The following is a 12,386-nucleotide window of genomic DNA, read 5'->3' on the forward strand; positions in this document are numbered from 1 at the left end:
GGTCGTGCTCGAGGCCGCGCGGCGAACCGCTACGACAGCAGGCGGACGCTCGGTAGGGTCCGGGCCGTGACCGAACTCGTGCACCGCGACACCGCCGACGGCGTCGCGACGATCACCCTCGACTCCCCCGGCAACCGCAACGCGCTGTCGGCGCAACTGCGGCGCGAGCTGATCGGGCACCTCGACGCCGCGCTCGCCGACGACGCGGCGCGGGTGATCGTGCTGACCCACACCGGCACGGTGTTCTGCGCCGGGATGGACCTGAAGGAGTCGAAGGGGCAGAGCGCCGGGCAGCAGGGGGTCACCGAGGTCCCGCGCATCCTCGAGACGATCTGGACCTCGCCCAAGCCCGTCGTCGCCCGGCTCACCGGCCCCGCCCGGGCCGGCGGCGTCGGCCTGGTCGCCGCCTGCGACATCGCCGTCGCCGCCGACACCGCCACGTTCGCGTTCACCGAGGTGCGCCTCGGCGTGGTGCCCGCGGTCATCTCCGTGACCGTGCTCCCCCGCCTGCTGCCCCGCGCCGCCCACGAGCTCTTCCTCACCGGCGAGACCTTCGACGCCGCCCACGCCGCCTCGATCGGTCTGCTCAACCGCGCGGTCCCCGCTGACGAGGTCGACACCGAGGTCGCCCGGTACGTCGACATGCTCCGGCTCGGCGCGCCCGGGGCACTCGCGGGCGTCAAGGACCTGCTGCGCCGCGAGCGCCCGAGCTCCCTGTCCGACGACTTCGCGGAGATGAACGCCCTGTCCGCGGACTACTTCGCCGGCGAGGAGGGCCAGGAGGGCATCCGCGCCTTCGGCGAGAAGCGCAAGCCCAGCTGGGTCACCCCGGGCTGACCACCCCGACCCGGGGCATCCCTACGGCTCGACATCCCTACGGCTCGACATCCCTACGGCTCGACATCACTGCGGCTCAGGACATCACCGCGGCTCAGGGCCGCCAGGCGGGGTCCCGCCCGCTCACGCCGAGCGCCCGCTCGAACGCGGGCGCGCCGGCGTCGACGGGCACCTCGGGGCCGATCCACCCGGCCTCGCGGCCCATCGACGCCATGCCCGCCATCGCCTCCAGCGCGGCGTCGCCCAGCGCCGGCGACGCGCTGAACGGCTGCCCGGTCGCCACGGCGAGGTCCCAGGCGTGCACCACGAACTCGCCGGTCATCATCGCCCCGATCACGGCCGCGGGCATGGGTCCGCCGCCGAGGTGCGACTCGCCCTCCCACACCCGCGGCTCCGCCCACGCCGCGGCGGCCGCGAGGCCCTCCTTCTCCGCGGCGGCGGCCCATTCCGGCTCCGGCACGTCCCGCAGGAACGGCGCCCGGTCGTTCGCGCCCCACGCCTCCGGCCAGGCCTCGCGGGTGGCGGCGTGGTGCGCCAGCAGGAAGCCGAACGCGAGGTGGTTGACGAGGTCGGCGACGGTGTAGTCGGCGCACGGAGTCGGGTCGGCGTACCGCTCGGGCGCGGCGCCGCGGATCGTCGCGACCGCGAGGTCGACGGCGTCGGTGAACAGCGTCTGTTCGCTCATGTCCCCCAGCCTCGTCGGCCCCGAACGCCGCGCATTGCACATTTGCGCCACGTACCCTGGAGATCGTGCCCCACGCCCTGTCCTCCGCCCTCGACGAGGCGCTCGACCTGCTGGCGGGGCGCCCGCTCGTCGCGTTGACCGGGGCCGGGCTCTCCACGGACTCCGGCATCCCGGACTACCGCGGCCCCGACTCGCCCCCGCGCCGCCCGATGACCTACGGCGAGTTCGTCTCCGGCCCCGTCGCGCAACGCCGCTACTGGGCCCGCAGCCACGTCGGCTGGGCCCGGATGTGCCGGGCCGTGCCGAACCCGGGACACCTCGCCCTCGCCGACCTCGAGCGCCGCGGCGTCCTGCGTGGCGTGATCACGCAGAACGTCGACGGGCTGCACACCGAGGCCGGTCAGCGCGAGGTGATCGACCTGCACGGCCGGATCGCCGACGTCGTCTGCCTGTCCTGCCGCGTGATCAGCTCCCGCGCCGTGCTCCAGGATCGCTTCGAGGAGGCCAACCCCGGGTTCGCCGCCGCCGTCGGCCCGGAGATCGAGACCGCGCCCGACGGCGACGTCGTGCTGGAGCGGACCGAGGGCTTCCGGCTGGTCGGCTGCGCCGCGTGCGGCGGCCCGCTCAAGCCCGACGTCGTGTTCTTCGGCGAGAACGTGCCGAAGGACCGGGTGACCCGCGCCTACGCGATGGTCGACGCGCTGCAGCCCGTGGGCGGCGCGCTCCTGGTCGCCGGCTCCTCGCTGACCGTCATGTCCGGGCTGCGGTTCGTGAAGCACGCCGCCAAGCACGACGTGCCGGTGGTCATCGTGAACCGGGGCGAGACCCGCGGCGACCCGCTCGCGGCCCTGCGCGTCGACGCGGGGTGCTCCGAGGTGCTCTCGGCGTTGGCCGGGGTGTGCGGGGGTTCCGGGGTGGGCACCGTGGACACCCCGATCCCGCAGTGGCGGGACCTGGCCCCCTGATCAGGGTCGGTTCCGCCGCGCGAGCGCGGCGGTGACCACACCCGCGGCCCGGTCCAGCAGCCCCGCGACGACCCAGCAGAGCGGCAGCACCACCACGATCGCCAGCCCGACCTGCACCGGGAACGCGAGCTGCGTCAGCCACAGCTCCAGCGCGTCCCACCAGTCCGCGATCGCCCTCGCCACGGTCCACACGGTAGCGCCGGGTCGGTCGGGTTAGGTTCTGGGCATGTTCGCCGTCTACGCCGCTGAGCCCAACGCCGACGCTCCGCTCGACTCGCTGACCGTCGGCGAGCGTCCCGACCCCGAGGTCCCCGAGGGCTGGGTCAAGGTCCGGGTCACCGCCGCCAGCCTCAACATGCACGACCTCTGGACGCTCCGGGGCGTCGGCATCAAGCCCGAGCAGTTCCCGATGATCCTGGGCTGCGACGGCGCCGGCACCCTCGAGGACGGCACCGAGGTCGTCCTGCACTCGATCATCGGCGACCCGGCCTGGAGCGGCGACGAGACGCTCGACCCGAAGCGCACGCTCCTCACCGAGAAGTACCAGGGCGCGATGGCCGACCACATCGTGGTCCCGAAGCGCAACGCCATCCCGAAGCCCGAGGGCATCACCGCGAGCCAGGCGGCCGTGATGGGCACCGCGTGGCTGACCGCCTACCGCATGCTGTTCACCAAGTCCGGACTGCACCCCGGGCAGACGATGCTCGTGCAGGGCGCGTCGGGCGGCGTCTCCACCGCACTGGTCCAGCTCGGCCGCGCGGCCGGGATGACGGTCTGGGTGACCGGACGCACCGAGGAGAAGCGCAACCTCGCCGAGAAGCTCGGCGCGCACGCCGTCTTCGAGTCCGGTGCGAAGCTCCCCGGCAAGGTCGACGCCGTGTTCGAGTCGGTCGGCGAGGCCACCTGGAAGCACTCCATGCGTGCCCTGCGCCCCGGCGGCGCGATCATCTGCTGCGGCTCGACGAGCGGGCCGAACCCCGGCGCCGACCTGCAGCGACTGTTCTTCCTCCAGCTCCGTGTGGAGGGCTCCACGATGGGCACGCGGCAGGAGCTGGCGGACCTGCTGAGCTTCGTCGCCAACGCCGGCATCGCCCCGGAGATCGGCCTCGAGCTGCCCCTCGAGCGGGCCGAGGAGGGCTTCCGCGCGATGCTGGACGGGGATACAGCGGGCAAGATCGTGTTCACGCACTGACACCGGTAACGTTGCTGTCGCGGTCTTCTCCTCGCGAACTGCGGCGATCGGGCCGCACAGCAAGTACAGTCGGTCATCGTGCCTGAGCCACTTAGTCCCCCGGCGCCGGTGCACGGTCGAACCATGACCGTCCCGGCGCCGCGCGTCCCCGGCCTCGTCGAGCTCCTCGACCGGGTGGAGCGCGCCGTCGCGGCGTCGCTCACCCCGGCCACCTCGGCGCAGGGCGTCAGCCGCGACGGCTGGCGGGTCCTGCTGATGCTCGCCCGCGGCGGCGGAGGCCGCAGCATGGGTGAGATCGCCGCGCACACCGCTCTCCCGGCCCCCACCGCGACGCGCGTCGTCGACCGTCTGGTCGCCGACGGGCACGCCTACCGCCAGAACGACCCGGTGGACCGAAGGCGGGTGCTGGTGCATCTCGCCGCGGGCGGCCGCGAGGTCGTGGAGCGTGTGTGCGGGAGCATCGAGCGCCGCGTCGGCACCGCCCTCGGCGCCGCGCGGACCCCGGAACGCGTGCAGCTCGCCCGTCTCCTCGACGACCTGGCGAACCCCGACCCCGAGTAGAGCTCCCCCAGCGACCTCGAGCTCCCCGGCTCCCTCCGCCCGTACCCCGGCTCAACAGCGACGCCGGGTTCCCCGGGCCCTCGGTCCGAAAGTCCCGAGGCCTACTTCTTGGCCTTGTCCGCGCTCGAATCGGTGGACAGCGCCGCGACGAAGGCCTCCTGCGGCACGTCGACCCGACCGATGGTCTTCATGCGCTTCTTGCCCTCCTTCTGCTTCTCCAGCAGCTTGCGCTTCCGGCTGATGTCGCCGCCGTAGCACTTGGCGAGCACGTCCTTGCGGATCGCGCGGATGGTCTCGCGCGCGATGATCCGCGACCCGACTGCGGCCTGGATCGGCACCTCGAACTGCTGGCGCGGGATCAGCTCGCGCAGCTTCGCGGCCATGGTCGTGCCGTACGCGTACGCCGCGTCCTTGTGCACGATCGCCGAGAAGGCGTCGACCGGCTCGCCCTGCAGCAGGATGTCGACCTTCACCAGGTCCGACTGCTGCTCGCCGGCCTCCTCGTAGTCCAGCGACGCGTAGCCACGGGTCCGGGACTTCAGCGCGTCGAAGAAGTCGAAGATGATCTCGGCGAGCGGCATGGTGTACCGCAGCTCGACGCGCGTCTCGGACAGGTAGTCCATCCCGCCGAGCTGGCCGCGGCGGCTCTGGCAGAGCTCCATGATCGCGCCGATGAACTCCGACGGCGCCAGGATCGTGACCTTGACGATCGGCTCGTGGATCTCGGCGACCTTGCCCGTCGGCCAGTCCGACGGGTTCGTCACGGTCATCTCCGTGCCGTCGTCCTTCAGCACGCGGTAGACGACGTTCGGTGCGGTGGAGATGAGGTCGAGGTCGTACTCGCGCTCGAGCCGGTCCCGGGTGATCTCCAGGTGCAGCAGGCCGAGGAACCCGCAGCGGAACCCGAAGCCCAGCGCGGCCGAGGTCTCCGGCTCGTAGGTGAGCGCGGCGTCGTTGAGCTGGAGCTTGTCGAGGGCCTCGCGCAGGTCCGGGTACTGGGAGCCGTCCACCGGGTAGAGCCCGGAGTAGACCATCGGGCGCGGCTCGCGGTAGCCGGTGAGCGGTTCGGTGGCGCCGTGCCGCTGGCTGGTGACGGTGTCGCCGACCTTCGACTGGCGGACGTCCTTCACGCCGGTGATGAGGTAGCCCACCTCGCCGACGCCGAGGCCCTGGCTCGGCTTCGGCTCCGGCGACACGATGCCGACCTCGAGCAGCTCGTGGGTGGCGCCGGTCGACATCATCTTGATCCGCTCGCGCGGGACGATCCTGCCGTCGACGACCCGGATGTAGGTGACGACGCCGCGGTAGGTGTCGTAGACCGAGTCGAAGATCATCGCGCGGGCCGGGGCGTCCGCGTCGCCCTCCGGCGCGGGCACCTGTTTCACGACCTCGTCGAGCAGCGCCTCGACGCCCAGGCCGGTCTTGGCGCTGACCCGCAGCACGTCGCCCGGGTCGCAGCCGATGATGTGCGCGATCTCCGCGGCGTAGCGGTCCGGGTCCGCCGCCGGCAGGTCGATCTTGTTGAGGACCGGGATGATCGTGAGGTCCTTGTCGAGCGCCAGGTAGAGGTTCGCCAGGGTCTGCGCCTCGATCCCCTGCGCGGCGTCGACCAGCAGGATCGCGCCCTCGCACGCCTCCAGTGCCCGCGAGACCTCGTAGGTGAAGTCGACGTGGCCGGGCGTGTCGATCAGGTGCAGGACGTGGTCGGTGCCGTCGACCGTCCACGGCAGCCGGACGTTCTGCGCCTTGATCGTGATGCCGCGCTCGCGCTCGATGTCCATGCGGTCGAGGTACTGCGCGCGCATGGCGCGCTCGTCGACCACGCCCGTGATCTGCAGCATCCGGTCGGCCAGCGTCGACTTGCCGTGGTCGATGTGGGCGATGATGCAGAAGTTCCGGATGCGCTCCGGCGGGGTGAACGTGCGGTCGGCGTACGTCGTCACTCAGACATCCATTCCGGTACGGGGTCACACCCATCGTCCCACGTCGCCCGATCGGGCCGCGCAGGCCCGCGCCCCCTGTGAGGCACGTGTGAGACGGACCACCGTCGGGTATCCGCGGCCATGGATTCCGTGAGCACCGGTACCCCGTCCTCGTCCGGGTCCGCCTCCGGCGCCCCCGCCCCGACGGGCCCCGGACCGGACCCGTCCGCCGACCCCGCCACCCGGGAGATCTCCCGGCCCCAGCAGGTCGCCGGGCCACGGGAATGGGTCGGGCACACGGTGCGCGGGCGGTCCGGGAACACCGTCGGCAAGCTCACGGACGTCGTCGACGGACCGGACGGCACCCCCTGGGGCGTCGTGCAGCCGCGGCTCGGCGGCGCGCACACCATCCCGCTCGCCGGGGCGGTGCCCGACGACCGCGGGGTCACCGTGCCGATCGACCGCCGCACCCTGCGCAGCGCCCCCAGCCGCCGGGAGCCCGACCACGACCTGGCCCAGCACTACACCAGCCGCGGCGCGTTGACCGCCGCCCACGAGTACCAGCACGAGCGGTTCGGCGGCCTCAAGATCGGGTCCGCGTTCTTCGGCTGGCTCGTCGCCGTGGGCCTCACGGTGCTGCTCGGTGCGCTCGCCGCGCTCGTCGTGCGGCTGGCCGGGGTGTCGCCGGACATGAGCGGCGGCCCCGGGCAGGACCCGCGGATGCTCGGCGTCGCCGGCGGGATCGTCGCGGTCGTCGTGATGCTGCTGGCCTACTACGCGGGCGGGTACGTCGCCGGCCGGCTCGCCCGGTTCGACGGCGCCCGCAACGGCGTCGCGGTCTGGGCCATGGGCCTGGTCGTCACGGCCGCGGTGTCGATCGCGACCGCCGTCACGGGCACCACCGACAGCCTGTTCACCGCGCTCCGCGTGCCCGGCGTGGCGGTGTCCGGGGAGTCGCTGACCCTCACCGGCGTGATCGCGCTGCTGATCGCGGCGGTCGTCGCGCTGATCGGCGCCGTGGTCGGCGGCAAGGCGGGCGAGCGCTACCACCGCCGGGTGGACCGGGCGGCGGAGTCGGCGCTCACTCCCTGACCGCTCGCTCAGGGCCTGCTGCTCAGGGACCCGTGCCGTCCCACTCGTCGAGCGGGGCGCAGTGCCAGCGCCAGCTCTCCAGCGGCGGGCGCGCGCCCAGCGGCGCGCGGCCGTTGGCCCAGCGCAGCGTGGGCCAGGACCGTTCGTCGTGCGGCGCCCACGGGAACAGCCGGCGGAGGACGTGGAGGGCGAGGTGCGCGTCGGGCTCGAAGGCCAGCCCGAGGCCGCGGGCGGCGTCGTCGGTGTGCACCAGCAGCTCGTCGCACGCCATCGCCGCGAACCCCGAGGGATCGGCAGCCCCCTCCGGGTGGAAGCCGCGGACGTCGTCGGCGCAGGCGTCGATCGTGGCCGCCAGGACGAACACCCCGGCGCGCACGGCCGCCACCAGCGTGGCCGGGGGCCGGTCGGCGCGCACCTGTACCTCCAGCGCGTCGACCTCGGCCGGGCCGCCCGCGAGGTCCGCGGCGTAGAAGAGGAGCACCTGCGCGACGTGCGCGACGACCTCGGACACCGTCATGTCCAGCGTGCCCGCCCGCACCGACCAGTCCCGCCCGACCGCGCCGCCGAGCAGGCCGGTGCAGGCGGCGGCCGCGGAACGCACGTCGTCGCTGCGCACGTCGCTCACCGTAGGAGCGACGGCGCTCCCTCGTCACCCCGCGCCACCCGGGTGAGGTGTGTGCGGGGCGGGCGAGCGGGCACCCCTCCCCCGTGCCCGATCATGGTGTGCTCCCCGGGGTGCGGCGGATCGCCGTGCTCCGCGCCAACGGCCTCGGCGACGCCCTCGTGGCCCAGCCCGCCCTCGCGGCCCTGCGGGCCGCCTACCCCGACGCCTCGATCACGCTCGCGACCTCGGCGCCGGTGGCCGAGCTGCTGCGCGGGCGTCCGTTCCCGGTCGACGAGGTGCTCGAGGCCCCGCGGGTGTCGGGGGTGCGCGGCGAGGTCGGCGGGCCGCCCGACGACCCGCCCGAGGTCGTCGAGGAGTTCTGCGCCGCGATGCGCGAGCGAGGGTTCGATCTCGCCGTGCAGCTGCACGGCGGCGGCGCCAACGCCAACCCCCTACTGCTGCGCTTCGGCGCGCGTGTGACCGCCGGCAGCCGGGCGGACGACGCGCCCGCGCTGACCCGGACGATCCCGTGGACGTCCTTCCAGCACGACGTCCTGCGCTGGCTCGAGGTCGTCGACCTCGTCGGGGCGCGCCCGGTCACGCTGCGGCCCGAGCTCACCGTGACCGGGGCGGACCGGGCCGCCGCCGACGCCGCCCTATCGGCCCGATCCGCCCTGTCCGCCCTGTCCGCCCCGCCCGCCCTGTCCGGGCCCCTCGTCGTGCTGCATCCCGGCGCCACCGACGTCAGCCGGCAGTGGCCACCCGAGCGCCTCGGGCAGGTCGGACGGGCGCTCGCGGAGCGCCGCCGCGCCTGCGTCGCGGTCATCGGCGGCAAGGGCGACCTCGAGCTCGGCGAGCAGGTCCGTGCCGGCCTGGGCGACACCCCTGTCCTCGACCTCGTGGGCACGCTGGACCTCAACGGGCTGGTGGGCGTGCTCGAGCGGGCGGACCTGCTGGTCGGCAACGACTCCGGGCCACGGCACATCGCCGAGGCGGTCGGCACCCCCACCGTCGGTGTGTTCACCCGGGCCAACCTGATCGACGTCAGCCCGCTGTTCCGCGCCCGGCACCGGGTGGTGGTCGACCGGGAGAGCCGCTGCGCGGTCTGCGGCGACCCGTACCTCGGCCGCAGCTGCGGGCACGAGGCCACAGTGCTCGCGGGCGTCGAGGTCCCGGAGGTGCTCGACGCCGCGCTGGCCCTGCTCCCCTGATCCCGTCGTCGTCAGCGGGTGGGCCGTCCTCCGGTCACGCGGGTTCCTGCCCTACCTGGTCCGGTGGTCACACCTCCGCCCAGAAGCGGTCGAGCACGGCCGCACCGCGCTCCGGGTCCTGCGTCATCCACCAGTGCCCGAGTCCCGCCAGCACCTCGACGCGGGCCCCGGCCCGGGCGGCCGCGCGGTGCCGCTGCTCCTCCGTGCCGACCATGTGGTCCTCGGTCGGCATCAGCGCGAGCCCGGGGCGCGCGGCCGCCTTCTCCAGGTCCGCGCCCAGCTCCGCCAGGACCGGCTGCGCGGCCGAGCGGTACAACCGCAGGATCGAGTCGGCCATCGCCTGGTCGAACGCCGCCCCGATGCGCTCGGCCACGCGGGCGTCCATGCCGAACCGGACCAGCCGCTCGACGCGGGCCTCGGGCCCCGCCGCCAGCATCGCCGCGACCGCCTCCTCGCCGGCACCCTCCCGCTGCCAGACCTGGGCCAGCTCGTGCCACACGTAGTCCGGGTCGAGGATGCCGACGACGTCCACGACCCAGCTGCGCAGCAGGTCCGGCCGGACCATCGCCACGTTCAGCACGTGCCCGCCGCCCCAGTCGTGCCCCACGAGGTCGACGGGGCCCTCCGCCGCCGCGAGCGGCTCCAGCTCGCCGACCAGCCAGTCCCGGTACTCGATCACGGTCGCGCCGAACCCCTCCGGGACGGGCGCCCCGAAACCGGGCGGGGCGAGCCGCACCACGGGTCCGCGGGTCAGGTGCGGGACGAGCAGGTCCCACACCGCGGGCGTCTCGGGATTGCCGTGCACCAGGACGACGGTCATGGGGGCACCCTACGAGGCGTCACCGACAGTTCCCCGTCGTCGACCGGAGCGGGTGTCCGCGGACCGCGAAACCGCGTGGCCGATGAGCTTTGCGTCCGGATAGCGTCATTCCGTACGTGAGATCCGCGTACGCCGTCCCCCGATCGGAGAACCTCGCATGACCGCGCCCGACGCACCCCCCAGCCCCGTCGAGGTGCCCCGGTCGGCGTCGACGGTCGTCTGGCTGCTGGTCGGCTCCGCCTTCGTCATGATCCTCAACGAGACGATCATGAGCGTCGCGCTGCCCGTCCTGGTCACCGACCTCGACATCGGCGTCGGCACGGCCCAGTGGCTGACCTCGGGCTTCCTGCTCACGATGTCGGTGGTCATCCCGATCACGGGCTTCCTGCTGCAACGGCTCACCCCGCGCACCGTCTACCTGACCTCGATGACGCTGTTCAGCCTCGGCACGCTGATCTCGGCGGTCTCGCCCGGCTTCGGCCTGCTCATGACCGGGCGCGTCGTGCAGGCGCTGGGCACCGCCGTCATGCTGCCGCTGCTGATGACGACGGTGATCCGGCTCGTCCCGGCCGAGCGCCGCGGCGCGACGATGGGCACGATCACGGTCGTCATCGCGGTGGCGCCCGCTGTCGGCCCGACGATCTCCGGCGTGATCCTCTCCACGCTGGGCTGGCGCTGGATGTTCATCGTCATCCTCCCGATCGCGCTGCTCGCGCTGGCCGCCGGCGCCACCTGGCTTCGGCTCGACAGCGAGACGCGGAAGATCCCGCTGGACTGGCCGTCCGTCGTGCTGTCGGCGCTGGCCTTCGGCGGGCTGGTGTTCGGGCTGTCCAGCATCGGCGAGTCCGCGCGCGGCGAGGCGCTGCTGCCGCCGTGGGCGCCCGTCCTGGTCGGGCTCGTCGCGCTGGCCCTGTTCGTGGTCCGGCAGCTCCGGCTGCAGCGGGACGGGCGCGCCCTGCTCGACCTGCGCCCGCTGGCGTTCCGGCCGTTCGTGGTGTCGCTGGTCCTGGTGGTGCTCGGCATGATGGCGCTGTTCGGCGTGCTGATCCTGCTGCCGCTCTACCTGCAGGACGTGCTGGGCGTCTCGGCGTTCGTGACGGGGCTCGCGGTGCTGCCCGGCGGCCTTGTGATGGGTCTGCTCGGCCCGTTCGTCGGCCGGCTCTACGACCGCATGGGCGCCCGCCCGCTCGTCATCCCCGGCACCGCGGTGCTGGCGCTGGCGCTGTGGGGCTTCACGACGATCGGGGCCTCGACCCCGGTCGGGATGCTGATCGGGCTGCACGTCCTGCTGGTGATCGGGCTGTCGTTCATGTTCACCCCGCTCATGACGGACGCGCTGGGCCGCCTGCCGGGTGAGCTCGACTCGCACGGCAGCGCGATCCTCGCGACGTTGCAGCAGGTCGCGGGCGCGGCGGGCACGGCGCTGTTCGTCACGCTCATGGTCGTGTTCGCGGCGACGCCGGGTGTGGCGGCCGACGTCCCCGGCGCGCGGGCGGCGTTCCTCTGCGCTGCGGTGATCGCGACCGTCGCCCTGCCGGTCTCCCTGCTCGTCGCCGGGAAGAAGCAGGTCGAGCAGGCCCCGGCGACCGCCTGACCCACTCGGCGCACGGCGCTCCCGCTCGCACCGAACGAGCGGGAGCGCCGTTCGTGCGCCTCAGGCCAGGCGGGTCATGCGCACCGACACGTCGAGCGCCTCGGCGGAGCCGCCGGAGTAGATGCCCTTGAGCGGCGAGACGTCGGCGTAGTCCCGGCCGACGGCGACCGACACGTGCCGGTACCCGATCGGGATGCCGTTGGTCGGGTCGAAGCCCCACCAGCCGCCGGTATGCGCCTCGATCCAGGCGTGCGACTGGCCGGAGACCGTCTCGCCGACCTCGACGTCCTGGAGCGGCAGCAGATAGCCCGACACGTACCGGGCCGGAATCCCCATCTCGCGCAACAGGACCAGGGTGAGGTGTGCGTAGTCCTGGCACACCCCCTTGCCCGCCTGCCAGGCCTCGGGGGCCGAGGTGCGCACGCCCGTCGTCCCGACCTGGTAGGTCATCGTGTCGCGGACCCGTTCGCAGGCGGCGAGCACGGCGTCGGCGGGCTCCTTGCCCCGCGTGAGGTTCTTCGCGATGCCGGCCAGCTCCCCGTCCCGCCCGACGTACTCGGTGAACTCGAGCATCTCGGTGTAGCGGTCCCGGACGGCCTCCGACGCCAGGTCCTCCCACGTCGCCTCGCGGACCTGCTCCACGGCGTCGCCGGTCTCGACCACGGAGGTCCCGGTGACCAGCAGCTCGGTGTGCGGGGCGTGCAGGTCGAACGCCGTGACCTGGGTGCCCCAGTAGTCCTCGTAGCTGTAGGCGCGGGTCGCGGGCACCGTCTCGACGCGGCTGACGATCACGTTCTGGTGGGAGTCGCCGCGCGGGGTCAGCCGCACCTCGTTGTAGGTCTCGTACACCGGCGAGCTGTACTTGTAGCCCGTCTCGTGCACCACGCGGATGCGCCAGCCCAT

13 protein-coding genes are annotated in these 12,386 nt (G+C 73.5%); 7 read left to right on the plus strand and 6 right to left on the minus strand.

Annotated elements, in window-relative coordinates; translation table 11 throughout:
• The first annotated feature begins 66 nt into the window (after positions 1-66).
• On the plus strand, positions 67-837 hold the full coding sequence (locus tag LWC33_RS12170) for an enoyl-CoA hydratase-related protein (RefSeq protein ID WP_233304414.1): 771 nt from the start codon (positions 67-69) through the stop codon (positions 835-837).
• Positions 838-931: 94 nt separating this feature from the next.
• Here LWC33_RS12170 and LWC33_RS12175 read toward each other — a convergent pair whose 3' ends face one another.
• Positions 932-1,522: a TIGR03086 family metal-binding protein gene (locus LWC33_RS12175; RefSeq protein WP_233304415.1), complete on the minus strand. Its 591-nt coding sequence runs from the start codon at positions 1,520-1,522 to the stop codon at positions 932-934.
• A 56-nt stretch (positions 1,523-1,578) separates the two neighbouring features.
• Here LWC33_RS12175 and LWC33_RS12180 point away from each other — a divergent pair, with 56 nt between their 5' ends.
• Entirely contained in the window at positions 1,579-2,487 is a 909-nt protein-coding gene (locus tag LWC33_RS12180; RefSeq protein ID WP_372476600.1) for a Sir2 family NAD-dependent protein deacetylase, read from the plus strand.
• Here LWC33_RS12180 and LWC33_RS12185 read toward each other — a convergent pair whose 3' ends face one another.
• Complete coding sequence (locus LWC33_RS12185; RefSeq protein ID WP_233304417.1) at positions 2,488-2,670, minus strand: hypothetical protein; 183 nt, start codon at positions 2,668-2,670, stop codon at positions 2,488-2,490. It abuts the gene before it with no gap.
• Positions 2,671-2,713: 43 nt separating this feature from the next.
• Between LWC33_RS12185 and LWC33_RS12190 the strand changes: the two genes are divergently transcribed.
• Together LWC33_RS12190 and LWC33_RS12195 are read left to right on the plus strand one after the other, a co-directional pair.
• Positions 2,714-3,679 (plus strand): zinc-binding dehydrogenase, encoded by a 966-nt coding sequence (locus tag LWC33_RS12190; protein WP_233304418.1) that lies wholly within the window; start codon positions 2,714-2,716, stop codon positions 3,677-3,679.
• A 123-nt stretch (positions 3,680-3,802) separates the two neighbouring features.
• Complete coding sequence (locus LWC33_RS12195) at positions 3,803-4,240, plus strand: MarR family winged helix-turn-helix transcriptional regulator (RefSeq protein WP_233304419.1); 438 nt, start codon at positions 3,803-3,805, stop codon at positions 4,238-4,240.
• Positions 4,241-4,341: 101 nt separating this feature from the next.
• Here LWC33_RS12195 and lepA read toward each other — a convergent pair whose 3' ends face one another.
• Complete coding sequence (lepA, locus tag LWC33_RS12200) at positions 4,342-6,183, minus strand: translation elongation factor 4 (protein WP_233304420.1); 1,842 nt, start codon at positions 6,181-6,183, stop codon at positions 4,342-4,344.
• Positions 6,184-6,312: 129 nt separating this feature from the next.
• On the opposite strand from lepA, the gene LWC33_RS12205 reads away from it, so the two are divergent.
• The gene (locus LWC33_RS12205; RefSeq protein WP_233304421.1) at positions 6,313-7,254 is read left to right on the plus strand and encodes a hypothetical protein; all 942 of its coding nucleotides are present in this window, start codon (positions 6,313-6,315) and stop codon (positions 7,252-7,254) included.
• Between the two features lie 22 nt (positions 7,255-7,276).
• Here LWC33_RS12205 and LWC33_RS12210 read toward each other — a convergent pair whose 3' ends face one another.
• Positions 7,277-7,870 carry a maleylpyruvate isomerase N-terminal domain-containing protein gene (locus tag LWC33_RS12210; RefSeq protein WP_233304422.1) on the minus strand — a complete coding sequence of 198 codons (594 nt, stop codon included), beginning with the start codon at positions 7,868-7,870 and terminating at the stop codon, positions 7,277-7,279.
• A 92-nt stretch (positions 7,871-7,962) separates the two neighbouring features.
• Here LWC33_RS12210 and LWC33_RS12215 point away from each other — a divergent pair, with 92 nt between their 5' ends.
• Entirely contained in the window at positions 7,963-9,069 is a 1,107-nt protein-coding gene (locus LWC33_RS12215) for a glycosyltransferase family 9 protein (protein WP_233304423.1), read from the plus strand.
• Positions 9,070-9,136: 67 nt separating this feature from the next.
• Here LWC33_RS12215 and LWC33_RS12220 read toward each other — a convergent pair whose 3' ends face one another.
• Entirely contained in the window at positions 9,137-9,889 is a 753-nt protein-coding gene (locus tag LWC33_RS12220; RefSeq protein WP_233304424.1) for an alpha/beta fold hydrolase, read from the minus strand.
• 157 nt (positions 9,890-10,046) lie between these two features.
• On the opposite strand from LWC33_RS12220, the gene LWC33_RS12225 reads away from it, so the two are divergent.
• Positions 10,047-11,483 carry an MDR family MFS transporter gene (locus LWC33_RS12225; protein ID WP_233304425.1) on the plus strand — a complete coding sequence of 479 codons (1,437 nt, stop codon included), beginning with the start codon at positions 10,047-10,049 and terminating at the stop codon, positions 11,481-11,483.
• Positions 11,484-11,543: 60 nt separating this feature from the next.
• Here LWC33_RS12225 and LWC33_RS12230 read toward each other — a convergent pair whose 3' ends face one another.
• Positions 11,544-12,386, minus strand: coding sequence for a transglutaminase family protein (locus LWC33_RS12230; protein WP_233304426.1), 843 nt, complete (start codon positions 12,384-12,386; stop codon positions 11,544-11,546).

It is taken from the genome of Pseudonocardia terrae, from assembly GCF_021343995.1.
GTDB classification, from domain to species: Bacteria; Actinomycetota; Actinomycetes; order Mycobacteriales; family Pseudonocardiaceae; genus Pseudonocardia; species Pseudonocardia terrae.

Excerpts from the sequence above, each read along its gene's own strand:
- LWC33_RS12175 (WP_233304415.1), bottom strand. The coding sequence starts at position 1,522 with ATGAGCGAACAGACGCTGTTCACCGACGCCGTCGACCTCGCGGTCGCG.
- LWC33_RS12225 (WP_233304425.1), top strand. The coding sequence starts at position 10,047 with ATGACCGCGCCCGACGCACCCCCCAGCCCCGTCGAGGTGCCCCGGTCG.
- LWC33_RS12220 (WP_233304424.1), bottom strand. The coding sequence starts at position 9,889 with ATGACCGTCGTCCTGGTGCACGGCAATCCCGAGACGCCCGCGGTGTGG.
- LWC33_RS12230 (WP_233304426.1), bottom strand. The coding sequence starts at position 12,386 with ATGGGCTGGCGCATCCGCGTGGTGCACGAGACGGGCTACAAGTACAGC.
- LWC33_RS12190 (WP_233304418.1), top strand. The coding sequence starts at position 2,714 with ATGTTCGCCGTCTACGCCGCTGAGCCCAACGCCGACGCTCCGCTCGAC.
- LWC33_RS12195 (WP_233304419.1), top strand. The coding sequence starts at position 3,803 with ATGACCGTCCCGGCGCCGCGCGTCCCCGGCCTCGTCGAGCTCCTCGAC.